Genomic DNA, 19,342 nt, shown 5'->3' on the forward strand with positions numbered 1-19,342 from the left:
TCCTGCTCATCTCAGGCATGGAGGGTGGGTGTTCTTCTGCATATTCGATTAACCTCAACATTGTCCCAAATTTGAACAAAGACTACCATCGATTATCCATCAATCATTCATCACTCATGATTCATATTCTCGTTACCATCGACAGATTCCCGGTTCGGGACATCCTTTAGGCGGTAGCTGAGCATGACGAACACGTATTCATCCTTGGTCGTCTGCTCTCGCAATTGTTCATCATTAGCAATCGAGGACTCGTCTGGATTGAAAGGTGGCGGCGTGTAATTAGCTGAGGTTGCTTGCTGTACATAATACGCTTTCTCCGCCCATTCCATCGGCGTCATGGACGAATAGGCAATCTTTGCTTCCGCAAGCAAGTCCTCTCCGTACTGACCTTTTCGCATTCCGTCCTCGATTACATCTATACCTTGATGGGTAATGCGCAGAAGCTCTTGTACAATCAGACTGGAATGCTCCTGTGATAATTCCTTCCCCAACGTATAGCTACGCTTCTCTTGATTTGCAAGATAATACTTCTCGATTAGATTCCCCTGCTGCTTCGTCTCAACGAGCTCCAGCAGCCCAGCCTCCTCCAGCTTTTTCACATGGTAATACAGTCTGGATGGCTTCTCATCCATTATCTCTGCCATCTGCTTCACCGTAATCGGCTCGTCTTGCGCAAACCGCAATATTTGCATCCGGCGTGGATCCAGCATGATCTTCAACAGCTCGACATCGTTAATTACTCGCTGCTCTTGCAAGCTGTCCCCTCCCTTAGTCTGAAGAAGACATCGCCAGGTCTCCTCCCGTCATTTTCGCTTCGTTCGTAGTCCGAAGTGCTTGGTTATATTTTAACAGAGGGAAAATGACAACGACAATAATAAGCAGCAATCCGGCAAGCGCGGTGGCCAGCAATACGCCGAACATAGAAGCGAATAACCCACCTATGCCTATGCCAAGAACCGTGCCAGCTTGCGACACAGAATCGAATACTCCCGATCCGCGGCCTCTCATTTCATCTGGCATAATGGTAATAAACAAACTGCTGAGCGGCACATTCGTGCAGGCCATTGATACACCAAGACCAATCGACCATACATATACGCTGAGAACCCCGCTCGCTTGGTACAGCGAGTGCAATGGAACAATGAGCAAGCAGAACAGGCCGATAACCCCTACTGCCCCGAGCAGCAGAACATTGGAAGCCATTCGCTTCATGAGATGAGGTGCAGCGAGCGCCCCTAATATGCTTCCCACGGCTACCATACTGGAGATGAAACCAAAGTGCTCGGCCGGGATGCGGAAGGTTTGCAGCAAAGCCGCATTCAAGTTTGTATTAATAACACCCATGACAAGCATGATCGGCACAAGCAGCAGAAGGAGTGCAAATAATCCATCGTGGCGGTAAATCGTGCGCAGCCCCGCCTTCAAGGATTTCCAGTACGGTTCCTTCTCAGCAGCTGACTGCTTGCGCACCCCGCGTTCATCTTGGATATCTTCATGGGTTCGATCAGGAGTAGGTATTGCTTTGGACATCGCATAAATAAACAAAGCAGACAGCATAAACGTAAGTCCATTAAAAAGGAATAGCCGGTCAAAATGACCTAGTGGAATTAACAGCCCCGCAATCGATGGCCCCACCAGCCTCATAGCCATATAAGTAGCCTGCGAGAAGGAAACGGCCTGCGGGATATTCTCTTTCCCAATAAGACTGGGCACAATAGCGGAACGCGCAGGCTCAAAAAACACGGTGCCGATGTTTTGCAGCAATACTAAAGCATAAATTCCGTATAAATTGTGCTGGGATGCGATAAGAAGGACAACAATGATCGCACGGTAGATATCAGCGGCCATCATGATGTGGCTGCGCTGGAAGCGATCAGCGATCGGGCCTACGAATGTTCCAAGGAGCATGCTTGGCAGTACATTAGCGAGTACGACAAGACTAATAGCCAGCGGATCGCTTGATAAATGAGCGACAAGAAAGATAACAACGAGCCGTGTAATACCGTCACCAAGCTCAGAAATGATTTGGGCAAGCCATAGAAATCGGAATGCGCGATTGTTTATGAGCAGCTTCATAAGGAACCCTCCACTAAGGTTATTTTTATCGTTAAAATTTATTTTAGCGATAAAAATGTTTTTGTAAAGGGGTTATTTTCCTGTTCGCAAAATAAATATGAATTGCTGTGCAAGCTCATCTGACAACAAAAAAGACGCTTGCGAGTCTTCGCAAGCGTCTTCCCTATGATCATACGTATTATTTTTGGATACCGAGCGAGAAGATCTCAGCACTACTCAAGGCAACACTTACTTCACGGTTATTCGTGGAAGCAATGTTCTCTTGAACTTCTTCCATGATATTGCTGCGGTAGAAGCCTTTCGCAGCTTCTGGAAGCGATACGTTCAGAGCAGCTTCTTCATGCTTGAAGTTGAACCAGCGGCCGACCATGTCGCCTGTCTCTTCTGCCATCTTCAAGGAGGAGAACGCTACGCCTTCGCCGTTCCATGCCAGGAATGCATGGTTCACTGGGAACTTGCCTTCCTGCACTTCTACTTGGCGTACAACCCAAGGCACTTGGAACGAATGTGCTTCCGCGTAAGCGCCAGAAGCAACTACGTCGCCAGCATGCGGGATGATTGCATATTCAGCCGTATGAACGCCGATGCACTGCGCTTCTGGTGTCGGGAAGTAGCCCCAGTCGCCAAGCTCGCCGGAAGAGCGAAGCAGCGTAACTGCAATCGTGTTCTTGTTGTCTTGCGATACTTCGTATTCGAACAAGCCTTTGTTCGCAACCGTCAAGCCCAGCTTGCCGTCGCTTACGCTGACAAATGTGTGCTGATGCTGATCGTTGCTTGGGTTCTCCCATTCCTTCGCTGGAATGTTGTTGCGGCGTGCCGCTTCGAAGATCGATTCCGCCAAGTGTGTTTCGGACTCAAAGCCGCTTGGGAACAACGCTCTTACGCGGTGATCCTTGGACTTGTTGTCCATCGTTACATGAACATCGACGCGCTTCGCACCACGATCGAGCGTATAGCGAGTAATGATGCGGAATGTAACCAATTCAGTCGAGCGCTGTGCCTTGCGAAGGTTGAAGTCCACAATGTCGCGGCGCTCTTCTTCCAATTTATCGTCAGCGGATACCGGAATGCTCCAGTTATGCGCCACTTCGATTACCGCACGGTATGGCGTATTTTCTACAACCTTGCGCTCTGCCTTCAGCCCTGCCGTCGTAAGCGGCTTGGAGCCTGCAGGCATGCGGAACATGTACTCGTTCCCGATGTCGCCTGCATCTTCATATACGTTCAGGCCAGCATGCGTATGGCCAGTCGACTTGTCTGTCAATGTAAGCGAGCCATCTTCCGCAACGACTGCCTTCAAGCGATCATTTTCAAGTGTGAACTCGCCTGTCACAAGGCTAGCCTCTTGCTCCTTCGATGCACCTGTCACCCAAGCAAGCGTCTTATAACCGAATGCAGGGATGTCTTGTACTTGCAAGCGCACCTTCACTGCACGCGCCATATATGGCTGACGGAACTTATCCTTCGGCAAGTCATAGCCGAAGACTACGCCCGCATCTTCCCATTCGCAATCCAGCACGTTGCCGTCTGCGTCGACAACTGCGCCTGGTACGATTGGATCCTTCTTCATTTCCGCTGCCAGCTTCATCGGATGAGCTTCGCGGAAGTAGCGGCGAGACAATTCGATTGTCACTTCCACTACGCCGTCGCGATTGTATCCTGTCGAGTTGAATACGGTAAATGGCACAGCTTGCTTGCCGCTATATACGGATGTATCAATCTGCTTCAGCAGGCTGTCTACCGTTTCATTAATAATTGTCTCTGTTGTATGCTTCGACTTCTCGAAGCGTGTCACCATTTCACGGTGCACTTCGTCCACGCTGCAGCCGCAAATGCTATCATGCGGATGGTTCTGCATCAATGTCTTCCACGCATACACGAACAGGTGGTGTGGGTATGGCTTGCCTGCTTGGTGCGCAATTGCCGCAAGCGGCTCTGCTACCTTCTCAAGCAGCGTCTGGTTCTCTGCGTTCATTTGCTTCAAGTACACACGGGAGGACGCTGTATTAACGAGCGTATACCAGCCGTCTGTACGTTGGCTGCGCAATTCGCCGTGTACTGTCTGAAGGTTCTCAGGCAGCTCCTTGCGAAGCTCATCTACATAATCGTTGAAGTTGGAATGAACGAAGTCCACATCCGGGAACAGCTTCTTCGCCACTTCAATCGCTTTGGACAGATCCGTTTGAATCGGCTGGTGGTCACACCCGTTCATGAACAACAAGTGGCGTGTAGATGCGAATTTCTCCGCATTCGGAATTTGCTTGTCCCAATAAGCGACTGCCTGCGGCTCATCAACAGGTACTTCCATTCCGTTACAGTACCAGTTCGCGAACAAAATGCCGATGACGCGCGAGCCGTCTGGGGATTCCCAGATCATCTCGGAGAACGGCGATTCATATGCTGCATCTTCCGATACTTGGTTGTTGAATCCAGTTGGCTTAACACCGCGGCCGAATACAGCCACATCAATGCCGGATTGCTTCAAAATCTGCGGCGCTTGGCCCATATTACCGAATGAATCCGGGAAGTAGCCAACCTTGGAAATGTTGCCGCCATACTGCTTCGCATCGCGATGACCGATTTGCATATTGCGCACATTCGCCTCGCTGCTTGTCAAGAACTCATCCTGCAGGATGTACCAAGGGCCGATATGAATGCGGCCTTCTTGAATGTACTTCGTCAGCTTCTCCTTCATTTCAGGGCGAACCTGCAAGTAGTCTTCCAACATGATCGTTTGTCCGTCCAGATGGAAGCTCTTGAAGCCTGGATCGTTATCGAGTGTATCAAGGAGCGTATCCATCAATTCAATCAATAAAGTGTGATGATACTCGTAAGGCATATACCATTCGCGATCCCAGTGTGTATGAGAAATGATATGGGCTGTCTTTTTTGTCATGTTGTTTCCCTCTCTTCCATGATGTGTGTGATAGAGGTGCCAGTATTCCTAATGATCTGACATTGCTGCATGAGCAATTGGCTTGCTTATTGCTTATTCCCCTTTAAGCCAATGTTCGCGGAAAATCAGTTCTGAGAACAAGCTGTTCGACCAAGCGAACCATTCACGTGTGAACTGTGCAGGATCATCCACATGGAAGCCTTCATGCATGTAACCTGTGCCTGCATCTGTCGTTGTGAGTAGCTCGATCAGGGAAGCAATCTCTTCCTGCGAGTTTGCTGTCAAGCCTTGCATCGACAAGGCAATATGCCAAATGTATTGATCCGGCGTATGCGGACTGCCGATACCCTTCGCTGCTTTACCGGAGTAGAAGTAAGGATTCTCTTCACTCAGAATGAAGCGGCGTGTATTTTGATAGATTGGATCGTCTGCCGTTGTATAACCAAGGTACGGAATCGCGAGCAAGCTAGGCACGTTCGCATCGTCCATCAGGTTATAGTTGCCGAAGCCATCTGTTTCATAAGCATAGATTTTGCCGTATTTCGGGTGGTGGAAGATGCCGTACGCTTGAATGCCTTCGTCGATTTCTTCCATCAGTGCGCGAGCCTTCGCGGCAAACGGCGCATCTTCATAGACCGTTGTTGCGATTTCTTCCAAGTACCGCAGCACAACAACCGCGAACATGTTGGAAGGAACCAAATAGCCAAAGGTGCACGCATCGTCACTTGGACGGAATGCAGACCATGTCATGCCTGTATAGTTGACCGGCATACCCATGCCATTGTTCTTGAGCGTATCTGTCTTGCGGCAATCCATCCGCTCGAAGCGGTAAGGCGATTGCGCAAAGTGACGCTGTTCCGTCGTCCACAGATCCATGATGATATGGGCAACCGTCTTATATTCACCGTCAAATAGGGAAGTGTCCCCTGTCTCTTTCCAATACAAATAGGACAATTGAAGCGGATAGCAGAGGGAGTCAATCTCATACTTGCGTTCCCATACCCAGCCGTTCAGCTTCGTTTGGTCACGGTGATGAATTTCATCCAGTGCTACTTCTTGTTCATTAAATGCATTTGCATAAGGGTCGATTTGAATATATTTCAGCTGCTTGCGCACTAATCCGGCAATGACGCGTCGCACATCCGCATCGTCCTTCGCAAGCGGCATGTATTGGCGTACCTGAGCGCTGGAATCGCGCAGCCACATGGCTGGAATATCTCCAGTAAAGACGTAGGATGTACCGTCTTCATGCAGCTTAGTTGTTGTTTGCAGCGTATTCGGGAAGCAGTTCAGGAACTGCTCCATCAATTTCGGGTTATAGGCCAATTTCGTCTTTGCTTCTTCCATCACGCGAAGCACGGCTTGTGGTAGACGTTCCATGTCGGCTCTCTCCTTTTCACTTATGATCACAACGCAAGTGAATTATTTGTATTATAGCAAATAAGATAATTAATATATCAATTATATTGTAATGATTAGGATGTGAAAAAACAACCAATTATTTGTCCAAAATAGTACACAATCAGGTGAAGCGAAGCGCTCCACCTGATTGGATACAAAGGGCTATTCATTTCGCTCTGCACGTTGTTGTCGCCATGCTCTAGTTGTCAAATCTGCTGCTGGGCGAAATTCAATCATGCCCCGATATTGATTACTTCTTGGATGCTTTCCACTCATCCAATTGTTTTTGCATTTCAGCCATTACTTTGTCCAAGCCAGCTTGCTTGAACTTCTCTACTGCTTTAGGAACGTAAACTTTAGGGTCTACAGAACCTGTATACAGAGATGCATAGAACTCTTCTTTTACGTTTGTCAAAGCCGTAATCTCAGTTTTCACGCTGTCAGCGTTGAAGTGGAAGCCGAGAAGCGGCGCATTTTTCGCGGAATCGTTGAATTTCGCGAATTGTTCCCATTTGTCTTTAGGGTCAGAAGGCAACTTATCCAGGATGAAGAAGTTACCAAGTGTAAATGCTGGCATATCGTAGCCTTCTGTCTTAGCAGGCAAGTATTCTACTGTGCTATCATCGATACGTTTGTAGTGGACATCTTCGATACCGTTATTCACCAGGTTGCGCAAGTATTTGTCAGAGTTGAGCAAATTCAAGAATTCCATTGCTTTCTCTGGGTACTTGGAGTTCGCGGAAATACCGTGCATGGAACCCATTACAGACCAGTTATACACATAAGGCTCTGTATAAGGCGTTGATACAACTGGATATCCAAGCGTTTGAGACCATTGGTTGTCTGCGAACGGTTGAGTGTCCGGCATGTCAACGAACCATTTGCCCGTTTTCATTTCATCGCCGTTTTGTGCTGTAGCTGCGTCTTTCTTTACGTAACCTTTTTTGTAGTATTCATGCATCGTCTCGAAGTTCTTCATCATGTCTGGTTGTTCCAGAATGTTAACGAGTTTCAAGTCGTTCGTATCCGTCAATGCTACACCGATTGGCAAGTTTTCGTTAACCAAGTCGTAAGGAACACCGAACTTGAATTGCTTGTCAGCAGACACTGGATACAATCCAGGCTCGCCAGCTTTTACTTTTGCAAGAACTGGCTCCAAATCGTCCAAAGTCTTGATGGAGTTGATGTCGATGTTGTACTTATCAACATATTTCTTGTTGAAGCGGAATACTTTTTGAGCTGGTAGCTCTTTATTTACAGGAATCGCGTATGTTTTACCTTCGATTTTAGCACCTTCCAAGAAGGATGGATGAACGTTCTTTTTAATATCTTGACCGTATTTGTCTAGCAGCTCATCCAGTTCATAGAACGCGCCTTTTTTCGCGTTCTGTACATAATCAAATGCCCAAGAGGACGTGAAAGCGATGTCAAAAGGTTCCCCAGAAGCGGCGATTACCTGCATCTTTTGGTTGTAATCGCCCCAGTCGAACATTTTCATTTTGATTGTAGCGCCGATTTTTTCTTTCGTGTACTCGCTGACTTTCTCCATTACCTTGTCAACGTCTTTTTGCGGAGTACCGATCGTGTACCAGATCAGTTCTACTGGCTTTTCGTCTTTTTTGTCTCCTGCTGTGCCAGCCGCTTCATCTTTTTTATTTCCGCAACCTGCGAGAACCAAAGATGCGACCATGATGAGGCAGAATGTCATCATCAGCATTTTTTTTGCCTTAGCCATTTTGTTACCTCCCCTTTTTGTACCACGCTGAATGTTTATATTATTTCCAGAGGCGGCAATGATCATCGCCGCCATCCGGGAATAACCATAGGGTAAAGAGTTATTCTTTTACCGCACCAATCGTCAAGCCTTGAACGAAGTAGCGTTGGAAGAATGGATAAGCACATGCGATTGGCAATGTTGCCAGTACGACAAGCGCCATCCGAGTTGCTTCCTGCGGCAATGTCCGCAGCATTTCGAGCGATTGACCGGAAGAATTCAATTGTGCGTTCGACAGCAAGAACTGCATACTGTTCTCAATGCGCATCAACATGGACTGCAATGGTACGAGCGACGGATTGTCGATATAGAGCAAAGCGTTGAACCAGTCGTTCCAGAAGCCGAGTGTCGCGAACAAACCGATTGTGGCAATCCCCGGTAATGAGATTGGAAGTACAATCGTAATGAATGCCCGCAATTCACCAGCACCATCAATTTTAGCAGATTCTATAATCGCGTCTGGTACCGTCGTATTATAGAAAGTACGCATGATGAGTACGTAGAACGCGTTCATGATGAGCGGCAAGATAAGCGCCCAGATCGAATCCTTCAACCCCAACACTTGCGTAATGACCATGTACGTTGGTACGAGACCACCGTTGAACAGCATTGTAAAGAATGCGATGAAGGAGAAGAATCCCCGGTACTCGAAGTTTTTGCGAGATATCGCATAAGCATACAAGCTGATAACAACCAAGCTAATCAACGTACCAATTAACGTAATAAATATCGTAATACCGTAGGAATTGAGCAACTGATCCCCAGCCTTGAAAATGTACTCATAAGCCGAGAAGCTCCATTTTTCAGGAAACAGTGTGTATCCCTTACGTGCCAATGATTCTTCATCCGTTAACGAGATGACGATAACGAAAAGGAACGGATAGACACAGAGTAGAGCGAATCCACCGGCGATAATATTGAATAAAATGTTAGTACCTCTGGACAACTCATGAACGTCGCGATGTTTAGTCTTACGCAAAGTCATTCCCCCCTAGCCTAGAACAACGCATTGTCTTTGTTGAATTTTCGAACGATCCAGTTCGAGGTCATGACAAGAATGAATCCGACTAATGATTGATACAAGCCAGCTGCCGTACTCATTGAAATTTCCCCTGTCGCCTTCAAACCGCGATATACGTAGGTATCGATTACGTTCGTTACCGCATACAATGGACCGGAGTCACGCGGAATTTGATAGAACAAACCGAAGTCTGCATAGAAGATACGTCCCACGGCGAGCAGCGTCAAAATCGTAATGAGCGGTGTAATCGCTGGAAGCGTAATGTGGCGAATTTGCTGCCACTTGTTCGCGCCGTCAATCATCGCTGCTTCATAATACGTCTTGTCGATACCAACAATGGCTGCCAAGTATACAACACTGGAGTAACCGACACCCTTCCAAATATTCAGGAAGACGAGAATGTAAGGCCAATACGTCGTATCGGAGTACCAGGATACAGGGTCTTTGCCCATCCAAGTAAGGAATTGGTTCATTACCCCTTTATCTACACTCAAGAAGCTGAATGTAAAGTAACCGACGATAACCCAAGACAAGAAGTGAGGCAGGAACATCCCGGTTTGATACAATTTTGCCAACCGTTTATTCACAATTTCGCTCAAGATGATTGCCATTGCTACGGCACATACAAGACCGATAACGATGAAAACTACGTTGTATAGTATCGTGTTTCTTGTGATGACATAAGCATCATTCGTTTTGAAAAGGTATTCAAAATTTTTAAAACCTACCCATTCGCTTTGCTGCAAGCTGGCAAGGAAGCCGTCTCGGCTGAAACGATAGTCCTTGAAAGCGATCACAGTTCCGAACATCGGCAGGTAGGAGAAGAACAAAAACCACAAGGCTCCCGGAAGAACCATTAGCAGAAAGATTCGATTGCGGTTTAAGCTCCGAAAGGCATTTTTGATGAATTGCATCCCATCATCCCCCGTTGCTATGTTGTACTTATAGGGTAACTCAACTGATGCGCTTCCAATAGTCAATAAACTTTAGATTTGGTGTACAAAATAAAGAAAGGGCTTACACAGCGTCACTTCGCCATGGATGCCCTTTCCAATGCTGGTTATTATGCCAATTCATTCGCTGCACTATGGATCTCTCGATACTCTTTTGGAGAAATGCCAACATACTTTTTGAACTGCTTGTAGAAGTAGCTTTTATCCCAGTAACCAACCTTGGCTGCAATATCCGTCATCCGATAATTTGTTCCTGTCAGCATTTCCTTCGCCTTGTTAATCCGTGTCTTATTCAAAAAATCAGAGAACGTCGACTGGACTTCCTTCTGGAATAACTGCCCCAGATATACAGGGTTAATATTATACACTTGGCTGAGTGTCTTAAGTGAAAGTTCTTCCGCGTAGCGTTCTTGGATATCATGCAGCACCTGTCTGACGACAGGACTCATGTCCTCCGGTTCACTCATCAATTCAATCACATGTGCCGCCACTTGTAGAACATGATCCTTCAAGGCATCAAGCGTCTGAATATGATACACGTCATCGAACCAATCGCGTTCATCATTCAATTGCAGCACCGCTGACCCCTTCACAGACTGTTTCCATGCGATGAGCAGCTCTACAGCGAAGTTCCGCATATCGCGCGGCGTGACACCGTCCGTATCCGACAAACGCTCGAAATCTGCTTCAAGCTGTTCGCGCAGCCCTTCCTTATTTCGTGCATAGAGCAGCTTCACGTAAGGTTCCGTCTCCGGCTGTACCGAAGAAGGACGCGAGGATCGATAACTCTCAATTTCATCACAATCTATAATACTGTCATCTACTCGAACGAGATGGTATGGCTGCACCTGCTTCGCATGATCGAAGCTAACAGAGGCTTTGGCATACCCCTCCTGCACGCTGCCGACAGTGACTTCCAGCACCGATTGCAGATTCTGCTCCGTCTCTGCCTTCCATTGCACCAGCTTCTCTATCGCTTCCTGCTTGTCCTCGCGATTATATAAGCCAAGAACAATCGCCGTTTCTCCGTCCCACTCGCGCACGCAAAATCCACCGAACTTCTCATCCAACAGATGCTTCGCCTGAGAAGCAACCTCATCCTGCTTCATATAGTCCATTTCATTGTCCTTCCGAACCTCAGGACGAACAAGAACGACCATATAATAAGGATGCACGAAATGAATATCCAACAGATCCGCACGCTGCTGCAGCTCCTCCATATGAATGCGGTCACGCAGCCAGCGGAACAGCACGTTGTCGCGCAGGATGTCCCGATTGTGCAGCTCCACCATATGATGCATGCGGGATTGATCCAGCTTCTGAACTGTATTCTCCAGCGTAGAGCGGAATTCATCAATGTTGATTGGCTTCAACAAGTAGTTCTCAACCCCGTGCTTAATGCCTTCCTTCACGTAGACGAATTCATTGTACCCGCTCAAAATAATAAAACGTGTATGCGGATGCGCCTGCTTCACCTTCTCAATCAACTGCAAGCCTGTCATCTTCGGCATCATAATATCAGTCACAACCAAATCGACAGGGTGATCTTTCAGAATGTCCCAGGCGGCCTCTCCATTCTCCGCTTGCCCAACAATACGGAGACCGTAATCATTCCACTCTAATATAGATTGCAATCCTTCAATAATAAACGGCTCATCATCGACTAAGAATACATCGTACATCTATATCCCCCCAACCCTAGTCACACGAAAGTTTGTCTGCTTTCCATTATGAAGTGGTACTAGAAGTGTTCACCACGCTATTATTGCAGCGGCACCCGAACGGTTGCCGTCGTACCTACATGCAAGGTACTGTCTATCGTCAATCCATATTCATTCCCATACAGAATGCGGAGGCGCTCCTGCACATTCTTCAGACCAAGCGAACCGTGATCCTGGATTTGCGGCTGCTCCAGATCATTCTGAATCTCCTGCAGCCGTTCTGGTTCAATCCCCTTGCCATTATCGCTCACCCGAATGATCAGATCTCCCTGGTGCTGCGTAACCTCAATGCGGATATGATTATCCTTCCGATCCAAGACAATGCCATGTACGAGATAATTCTCGATGAGTGGCTGAACCGACAGCTTCATCGTATTATAGCCGCCAAGCCGCTCATCCATATGAATGGTGAATTGCAGCTTGTCTCGATATCGTATCCGGGTCAGCTCCAAGTATCGGCGGCAGTTCTCAATCTCTTCGTTCACGGTAATGATCGTCTTGTCCTTGACCATATGACGGAACATCGCTGCCAGGCTGTAGATCATTTCCCCGACATCATGAGCGCCCTTGGATACTGCCCGCATCCGGATAACCTCTAACGTGTTATATAGGAAGTGCGGCTTAATTTGCGCCTGCAGCGCTATCAGTTCCGCGTGTTTCTGCTTCAATTCGGACTTATACACCTTATTAATGTACTGCTTCAAATCCTCACACATCTGATTGAAACTACCCGCGATGAGACCGAGCTCATCTTCACGCGTAACGGGCAACCTTGCGTTCAAATTGCCTTCCTGCACTTTCTTCATCGCCATCACAATCGTCTGCGTACGGCGGGATAAATGGAGTACCGATAAATAGGTCACCATCAGAACGGCAAATATACAGAGTATCGTCACAATGCCAATCGTATTCTTCAGTCCAGACAAATGATCGGTAATGGCTGCCTCCGGCAATGCGCCTACGACATACAGTCCCAGCTTATTCGTCTGAGAGACCGTTATATAGGAGGACTTCCCATCTACCTGAATCGACTGCGGCTTATTGCGCTCGAGCTTGGACAGTTCCTCAACATCGGCCCATGTCGACGTCCCCTGTGATTGGGAAGCCGGATAGATGATCTCGCCTTTTTGATCCAGTACAATCCATTGCTCACCTCGAAGGGAATACCCAATCTGACGCCCAATTCCGTTCGCATTGAAATCAATCGTAATGTGTCCTGCTGTCAGCAAAGATTCTGGACTGCTCACTCGATTCGTGAAGCTGATAAGCGGCAGCTTCTCCGACTCTGACTTAATCACATTGGTCTTTGTAGGAATAGGAATAGAAGCCTGAGCCTGCTTCTCTAATCGCTTGGATCCATCTTGGTCAAGCATATCGACCAAGCGATCCGAGTGGCGCAGTAACGGTATATCTTGTATATCGGCTGAAGTTTCTTCCTTTTTACTCTGATTCGTATAAGAAGAGACGCGTTCACCATAGCGATTCATCTTCCACTGCGTATTCATCTGCGGATCTTGGCTCCAGTCATAGAGCCCGCCCTTCACTCCATCACTTGTATACATATAAGCGAACTGCTTCGTAGGGCTGATGAGATTAATATTTTGCAAATCGGGATCCTTCCAGAACTGGAGCATGAAGAATTCCTGCATCTTGCGCACATAGAACATGTTGCTCGAGCTGTAGGCATCCAAGCGATAGCGGATATATTGTTCATATCCCTCATTCAGCAAGTAGACGGTATCCTGGATGAGCAGATTATCCTGATACACCTGCTGGACGATCGCCTGGGCTAGATCATTCTTCTGATCAATGTATCGGTTAATGGTATCTACCGTGCGCTGCTGCTCCATGAGTGCGTTGCTGACATCCTTGCGCGCAAAGAACTCATAGGCAAACACAGATACCGTCACTAAGGAAGCAACTGCAATGAGTGAATATATCGCAATTAATTTATTGAATAATTTCTTCTTAAAGTGCTTCTGATACATCTGGTGAAACGGTTTCAACAAGGCCTATACCCCCCATCCCTTGTCGGCACACGAGCACGGTAGCGGTTCGGTACCGCTTTCTTTTTCCTGTACTTCACATTCACAGCTAAGGATGATCACCCTATTCAGCTGCATGTCTTCAAGCTTTATAATATCATAATCAATATATTGAACATAACTCAAAGTGTGAATCTATTGTTGCATGAGATGGATCTTCGTCCTACCTCTATGATTACATATATACGGCACAAACGATATCTTTTAGAATTATTAATATATTCCAATTGAGTATGTATGAAGAAACCCAGCATCCTATAGAGGGTGCTGGGTTTTATTGCGGCTTCATTCATTCGTTCGCAAGCCGATCAGCAAAATACATTTCAATCTCTTTGTTCACCAGTCTTAGCAGTGTACAAGTAGTCCGCACTGCACTGAATACTTCGTCGCGTTCTTCCTTCTGAAGTCCAGCTGCTGTTATGTGAAATGTAACGTACAGGAGCTTGCCCTGATCACTCACTTCATCCACCGCATCGACTTGAAGGGACTGTAAATCCCATGCTTTCTCCGTTGCATAACTGCGAATCGATTCCGCAACCGCGAATGCTAAGCTCATCATCCATAGGTCGAAGGGCCTATTTAATGTAGCAGATCCAGACGAATCTGCCTGTTGCCTGATCATGATTTGATTATTGCCGCAACTACCGATCCATTCATGTGGTTTCATTTCCTTTACATGGACTTGCAAGACTGTCACCTCTCCTCTGCTCTATTTCACTATTACAGCGTTCTCCGCGCCAGGACTGAGTTTGCTGCACCTGTTTTCAGTCGAATTTCGAATAAATTGCAACAGAAATAACATCTACTTACATTTCCATTATTATTTCTTTCACAATTTGTATTCAGTTCAAATTCCTCAAATCCCTTGCTGTATAAGGGTTAACACTTCGGTTACAGTTTAGTTACAGTTTTGTCATTTTTAATACTTCCAGACTATTGCCAGCTTTTTTAAAATTATGTTAGTCTGGTTTTGTCGATTTTTTAGTAATCAATTTACATTTTAACAGCTGAGGAGGAGATGTAGTGAAAACCGCCATACGGACTGCTCTTGCAGCAAGCGCAGTCATCGGATGCTTGCTGTTTGCAGATAGCACACTAGGTACGAAGGCTTTTGCTGCCGACGCGCCTAAGCAAGCCACGATCCACGTCAACGGTAATGCCTTACAATTTACCGATATTATTCCCATTATTGATGAAAATCAAAATATGTATGTCCCAGTCCGCGCCTTCGCGGAGCAAATGGGTTACTCCCTGTCTTGGTCCGCTGTCAACTCCAGCGTGAACAACATTGAATTCTCGAATGGTACGACGACTGTCCGTTTCCGTACAGACAGCGCTTCTGCCGATGTGAATGGCGAGACGATCGACATGGGTGGCAAGCCTTGGACATACAGAGATAATACATATATTCCGTTTCGTTTTTTGATGAACGCTTTTGATTTGGATTTTGAGTGGACACCCGATTATTTGAGGAGTATTCCTCGCGTCGATCGCGTTCCGCAAAAGAAGTCTGTCACGACCGCTTCTGTACAAAGCGCAGCTTCTCGCATCATCAACACCGGACGCAGTTACCTCGGCGTACCGTATGTATGGGGTGGATCAACGCCTAGCGGCTTCGACTGTTCTGGATATATTCAATATATATTCCGTAAGAACGGCGTATCGCTGCCAAGGACATCCCGAGAGATGTATAATGTCGGATATCGCGTAAGCAATCCAATACCTGGCGATCTCGTATTCTTCGCGAACAATGGCAGCACAATCTCTCACGTTGGTGTCTATATCGGCAATAACCAATACTTGAATGCTTCCTCAGGCAGTGCATACCAAGTCGTAGTGACCAGCATGTCATCTTCATGGTCCAAGCGCACGTATGTCGGTGCCAAGCGCGTTCTATAGTCATCCTACGAGACATTCTTCAGCCCGCAGCTTTTGCGGGCTTTTTATTTTCCCGCTGCCAATCTCAATATGTGCAATCGTCCGTATTCTGAAGATACAGTGCGTTCAAGTATTCATTTAATATGAAAACGGTGTCATTATGGCGAATTTAGCACATTGTCCACGCTTACACAATCTGCTACTCTCGAATCAAACTCACTTCCCATACCATCTCACAGATGAAATACCGAGTTTCAAGTTCATTATTCCCAAGATACGAAAGCAAGCTCATCACCTTTCGCATAAGGAGGAACAGCATGAAACTATCTATTGGCGGATTTTCGTTCAATAATTTGCGAGTTGAGGGCAAGATGGATATTTTCGCGTATATTGCAACTGTCCATAAACGGTACCAATTGCAGTCCATTGATTTCTGGAACGCCTTTTTTGCAGATACGACACGCCCGCTATGGCAGGTTGTGGATGATGATATGCTGCAGCGAATTCGTGACGCACTTACGGAACGAGAGATGGCTCTCGTGAATATTGCGGTTGATCGAGCCCACATCTGGGATCCCGATCCAGAAATACGCGAGGCACTGCATCAGAATGCACTTGCCCATCTGCGCGCAGCCGAAATCATGGGGGCACAGTCTGTACGTATTGATGCTGTTCACCATGGAGATGATGTGCTCAGCGATGAGGCATTTGAATACATCACGATGCGATACCGTGAGTACGCACAGCGCGCTGCTGAGGGAGGGTACTGGGTTGGGCCTGAGAATCATACCGGCTGTGCGCTGCAACCTGACACGCTGGTTCGCATATCTGAAGCAGTAAATCACCCGAACTACGGAATTCTGCTTCATCTTGGGCGATGGAAGCCTACGGGAGATTCCTTCTCACTTCGCATGACGTCATCGGACACATTAGACGCTTATGCCGCGGAAGGCGACCTGCAGGCTGCGCCATGGGTACGACATACCCATGTTGATTATCGCTTGATTGAATCACCGCAGGCCAAGGAACGATTGGCATCATTGAAGAACGCTGGTTATGACGGGTATTGGGCAATTGAGTACAATGCGCCACATGAACAGCTAACTGCTATGGAAGAGGCTATCGGGAAGCTGAAGGGTCATCTGGCTTCATTGCCCGCCTAACAGGGAGAGCTCCGTGTAATTCCTGTTACGCTGCGCCCCCGCAACAGCGCTCCCGCATGCAGATGCAGCCTAGCTGCTTAGAACAGAGTACCAAGGGGGAGAACGATGGAATCAAAACGTATTGCCATCATTGGCGTCGGACAAATCGGCAAGCATCATCTGGATGAATACGCCCGCGTCAGCGGTGCAGAAATCGTTGCTGTGTGCGATGTGAATGAAGCAGAAGCTCGGAAAGTAGCCGAGCAGTATCAAGTCCCGCATGTGTATACGGACTTCCGCGAGCTGCTGAAGCGTGCTGATATCGAGGCTGTTGATGTATGCCTGCACAACAACTTCCATGCGCCAATCACCATAGCAGCATTGGAAGCAGGCAAGCATGTATATTGCGAGAAGCCGATTGCCGGTTCTTATTATGACGGTGCAGCCATGCTTGAAGCTGCTAAGGCAACCGGACGCATGCTGCATATCCAGCTGGCTACCTTATATAACGCGGAGACGAAGGCCGCAAAGACGCTAATTGAGGATGGGCAGCTAGGCAAGCTGTACCACGCTCGTTCAACGGGCTTCCGCCGTCGTGGACGCCCTTATGTTGACGGCTATGGCACTCCGTCCTTCACGCAGAAATCCATCGCTTCTGGAGGCGCCCTATACGATATGGGCGTATACCATATCTCTCAGCTGCTTTACTTGCTTGGTATGCCTCGGGTAACACGGATTAGCGGACAGACCTATCAAGAGATGGAGATGCTCCAGGAACGCCGGGAAACTAGCAAATTCGACGTTGAAGAGCTCGGCCTCGGCCTCGTAAAATTCGAGGGAGGCTTAACGCTCGATATCATCGAAGCGTGGGCGATCTACTTGGATGGTTTCGAAGGAAGCAGCATAGTGGGCTCCAAGGGCGGACTTCGCATGCCATACCAAACGAGCCAAGGACAGCACCCGTTCAGCTTCCATCATACTGTGTCAGATATGGATATCAATGCAACAGTGGACGTCCAAGCGATGAATCGTCGCAGACACCTTCTTAATCCGAATGAATGGGCTTATGATTCTTCCCAAGGTCATTGGATTGCAGCGCTGAACGGGATTGTACCGCTGCTTCCTACCGCAGAGCTGGCACTGAATACGATGCTGATCAGCCAGGGTATCTATATGTCCAGTGCGCTAGGACGCGAAGTTACTACCGATGAGATTATCGCTGAATCGGTATCTACCGCAGTTCGTCTATAGGAATAGGGATCGGATAATAGGTTGCATAAATGGCAGAAAGGCAGGATCGGTAGTGAACTGCACCCCAATTGTTAGACACCATCTAGCGATTGGAGGTGCAGTTCATAGCGCTGTTCCTGCCTTTCCTGTTCATTCCGTATACATGATGAAGATGCTACTCCATTCCCTCTCAGGACTCCGACATCATCTCACGCATCATCTTTCACGTACAAGCAGCTTATGATTTCACATTACTCCATACATTAAGGGCAAATACCAAAGCCGCCAGCACTGAAATCACTCCGCCCCCGGTCAACAAGACCGTCGCCGCTGCTACCTCATTAACCGCTAATGCTAATCCAACGAGGAAAATTGGAAGTCCGATGTTGTGCAGCCAGAAATGCACGTTGCCAAGCGAACTATCCCCCGCCTTTGGGAACTTCACGTATACAAGTCCGCTGATGGCGAGCGATACCCATCCCAGCAAGCCGATATGCGCATGAAGTGACGCATATTGAAATTGCTTCGTTGCGCCTGCAATCAGTCCTGCAAGTACGCCGATAACGAAATAAAAAGCAGCCACCTTAATAAATCGCGCTCCTACAGCCATCCTCATCCCCATCCTTTACGTAATCTCGTGATTATACGTATGAATGAAGAAAATCTATTATTCCACACCTCTTGATAAGTTCATTCTGCCTGTCTTTACATCTGATTCCATTACTAGATAGAATCCTTACCCCTTACATAAAAGAAAAAGACCGGACTCTCCGCAGAGAATCCGGTCTTGTGGGCAGCTCCATCAATGAGCTGTTGCAATGCAACTTAAGCCTAGCGGCTAGCCAATAGTCAGCACTTCATGACTGGCTGCAAGTTCGACGAACGTACCCATGCCAGAGATTTGTCCTGCTGCCAGCTTGTCTGCAATTCCATAATGATCAGCACATGTCTTGCAAGCAAGCACTGGCACACCGAGCTTCTCCAACTCAGCAAGCTGCAAGGATGCGAGCGATTGAGAAGTCAGCGCGAGCACCCCGCGATTCATGCAGAACACTGCGGCTGGAAGCTGTTCCTGCTGCTTCACAAGTGTCAGGAATGTCTCCAGAATCGTTGCTCCAAGGCCATTCTCAGCAGCACCAATTGTATCTGATGTTAATAATACGACTTTGCCTTTCATCGAAAGACCTCCTTCATCTTCACGCCTG

Annotated in this window: 15 protein-coding genes; 3 read left to right on the forward strand and 12 right to left on the reverse strand. The window is 47.5% G+C overall.

Annotated elements, in window-relative coordinates; genetic code table 11:
* Nucleotides 1-110 precede the first annotated feature (110 nt).
* The 10 genes from M3661_RS00780 to M3661_RS00825 all read right to left on the reverse strand — a co-directional run bounded on the left by M3661_RS00780 (nt 111) and on the right by M3661_RS00825 (nt 14,575).
* A complete protein-coding gene (locus M3661_RS00780; protein WP_028533377.1) occupies nt 111-755 on the reverse strand; it encodes an ArsR/SmtB family transcription factor in 645 nt (214 codons plus the stop codon).
* Between the two features lie 13 nt (nt 756-768).
* Nucleotides 769-2,076 (reverse strand): MFS transporter, encoded by a 1,308-nt coding sequence (locus M3661_RS00785; RefSeq protein WP_251481344.1) that lies wholly within the window; start codon nt 2,074-2,076, stop codon nt 769-771.
* A gap of 178 nt (nt 2,077-2,254) precedes the next feature.
* On the reverse strand, nt 2,255-4,972 hold the full coding sequence (locus M3661_RS00790; RefSeq protein ID WP_065293758.1) for an alpha-mannosidase: 2,718 nt from the start codon (nt 4,970-4,972) through the stop codon (nt 2,255-2,257).
* 93 nt (nt 4,973-5,065) lie between these two features.
* Nucleotides 5,066-6,352 (reverse strand): glycoside hydrolase family 125 protein, encoded by a 1,287-nt coding sequence (locus M3661_RS00795; protein WP_021257221.1) that lies wholly within the window; start codon nt 6,350-6,352, stop codon nt 5,066-5,068.
* Nucleotides 6,353-6,623: 271 nt separating this feature from the next.
* Nucleotides 6,624-8,108: an ABC transporter substrate-binding protein gene (locus tag M3661_RS00800; protein WP_065293759.1), complete on the reverse strand. Its 1,485-nt coding sequence runs from the start codon at nt 8,106-8,108 to the stop codon at nt 6,624-6,626.
* Nucleotides 8,109-8,208: 100 nt separating this feature from the next.
* Nucleotides 8,209-9,132 (reverse strand): carbohydrate ABC transporter permease, encoded by a 924-nt coding sequence (locus M3661_RS00805; protein WP_036619227.1) that lies wholly within the window; start codon nt 9,130-9,132, stop codon nt 8,209-8,211.
* Nucleotides 9,133-9,143: 11 nt separating this feature from the next.
* Nucleotides 9,144-10,082 (reverse strand): ABC transporter permease, encoded by a 939-nt coding sequence (locus M3661_RS00810; RefSeq protein ID WP_065293760.1) that lies wholly within the window; start codon nt 10,080-10,082, stop codon nt 9,144-9,146.
* 149 nt (nt 10,083-10,231) lie between these two features.
* Nucleotides 10,232-11,803, reverse strand: coding sequence for a response regulator transcription factor (locus tag M3661_RS00815; RefSeq protein WP_021257225.1), 1,572 nt, complete (start codon nt 11,801-11,803; stop codon nt 10,232-10,234).
* A gap of 80 nt (nt 11,804-11,883) precedes the next feature.
* Nucleotides 11,884-13,851, reverse strand: coding sequence for a sensor histidine kinase (locus M3661_RS00820; RefSeq protein ID WP_251481345.1), 1,968 nt, complete (start codon nt 13,849-13,851; stop codon nt 11,884-11,886).
* Nucleotides 13,852-14,176: 325 nt separating this feature from the next.
* Nucleotides 14,177-14,575 (reverse strand): OsmC family protein, encoded by a 399-nt coding sequence (locus tag M3661_RS00825; protein WP_251481348.1) that lies wholly within the window; start codon nt 14,573-14,575, stop codon nt 14,177-14,179.
* A gap of 335 nt (nt 14,576-14,910) precedes the next feature.
* Between M3661_RS00825 and M3661_RS00830 the strand changes: the two genes are divergently transcribed.
* The 3 genes from M3661_RS00830 (at nt 14,911) to M3661_RS00840 (ending at nt 18,158) form a co-directional block, all read left to right on the forward strand.
* A complete protein-coding gene (locus M3661_RS00830; RefSeq protein ID WP_065293763.1) occupies nt 14,911-15,786 on the forward strand; it encodes a C40 family peptidase in 876 nt (291 codons plus the stop codon).
* Between the two features lie 296 nt (nt 15,787-16,082).
* Complete coding sequence (locus tag M3661_RS00835) at nt 16,083-16,928, forward strand: sugar phosphate isomerase/epimerase family protein (protein WP_065293764.1); 846 nt, start codon at nt 16,083-16,085, stop codon at nt 16,926-16,928.
* A 105-nt stretch (nt 16,929-17,033) separates the two neighbouring features.
* The gene (locus M3661_RS00840) at nt 17,034-18,158 is read left to right on the forward strand and encodes a Gfo/Idh/MocA family protein (protein WP_251481350.1); all 1,125 of its coding nucleotides are present in this window, start codon (nt 17,034-17,036) and stop codon (nt 18,156-18,158) included.
* A gap of 217 nt (nt 18,159-18,375) precedes the next feature.
* On the opposite strand, the gene M3661_RS00845 is transcribed toward M3661_RS00840, so the two are convergent.
* Together M3661_RS00845 and M3661_RS00850 are read right to left on the reverse strand one after the other, a co-directional pair.
* Nucleotides 18,376-18,747 (reverse strand): cytochrome-c oxidase, encoded by a 372-nt coding sequence (locus M3661_RS00845; protein ID WP_065293892.1) that lies wholly within the window; start codon nt 18,745-18,747, stop codon nt 18,376-18,378.
* A 228-nt stretch (nt 18,748-18,975) separates the two neighbouring features.
* Nucleotides 18,976-19,314, reverse strand: a complete 339-nt coding sequence (locus M3661_RS00850; protein WP_021257232.1) for a DsrE family protein — start codon at nt 19,312-19,314, stop codon at nt 18,976-18,978.
* Nucleotides 19,315-19,342 lie beyond the last annotated feature (28 nt).

Origin of the sequence: Paenibacillus sp. MER 180, assembly GCF_023713665.1 — a bacterium.
Classification (GTDB): domain Bacteria; phylum Bacillota; class Bacilli; order Paenibacillales; family Paenibacillaceae; genus Paenibacillus_B; species Paenibacillus_B suaedae.

What these genes read in the sequence shown, in the direction of transcription:
- M3661_RS00795 (WP_021257221.1), bottom strand. Translation starts at nt 6,352, where the DNA reads ATGGAACGTCTACCACAAGCCGTGCTTCGCGTGATGGAAGAAGCAAAG.
- M3661_RS00845 (WP_065293892.1), bottom strand. Translation starts at nt 18,747, where the DNA reads ATGGCTGTAGGAGCGCGATTTATTAAGGTGGCTGCTTTTTATTTCGTT.
- M3661_RS00850 (WP_021257232.1), bottom strand. Translation starts at nt 19,314, where the DNA reads ATGAAAGGCAAAGTCGTATTATTAACATCAGATACAATTGGTGCTGCT.
- M3661_RS00810 (WP_065293760.1), bottom strand. Translation starts at nt 10,082, where the DNA reads ATGCAATTCATCAAAAATGCCTTTCGGAGCTTAAACCGCAATCGAATC.
- M3661_RS00790 (WP_065293758.1), bottom strand. Translation starts at nt 4,972, where the DNA reads ATGACAAAAAAGACAGCCCATATCATTTCTCATACACACTGGGATCGC.
- M3661_RS00840 (WP_251481350.1), top strand. Translation starts at nt 17,034, where the DNA reads ATGGAATCAAAACGTATTGCCATCATTGGCGTCGGACAAATCGGCAAG.
- M3661_RS00800 (WP_065293759.1), bottom strand. Translation starts at nt 8,108, where the DNA reads ATGGCTAAGGCAAAAAAAATGCTGATGATGACATTCTGCCTCATCATG.
- M3661_RS00835 (WP_065293764.1), top strand. Translation starts at nt 16,083, where the DNA reads ATGAAACTATCTATTGGCGGATTTTCGTTCAATAATTTGCGAGTTGAG.
- M3661_RS00815 (WP_021257225.1), bottom strand. Translation starts at nt 11,803, where the DNA reads ATGTACGATGTATTCTTAGTCGATGATGAGCCGTTTATTATTGAAGGA.
- M3661_RS00785 (WP_251481344.1), bottom strand. Translation starts at nt 2,076, where the DNA reads ATGAAGCTGCTCATAAACAATCGCGCATTCCGATTTCTATGGCTTGCC.
- M3661_RS00805 (WP_036619227.1), bottom strand. Translation starts at nt 9,132, where the DNA reads ATGACTTTGCGTAAGACTAAACATCGCGACGTTCATGAGTTGTCCAGA.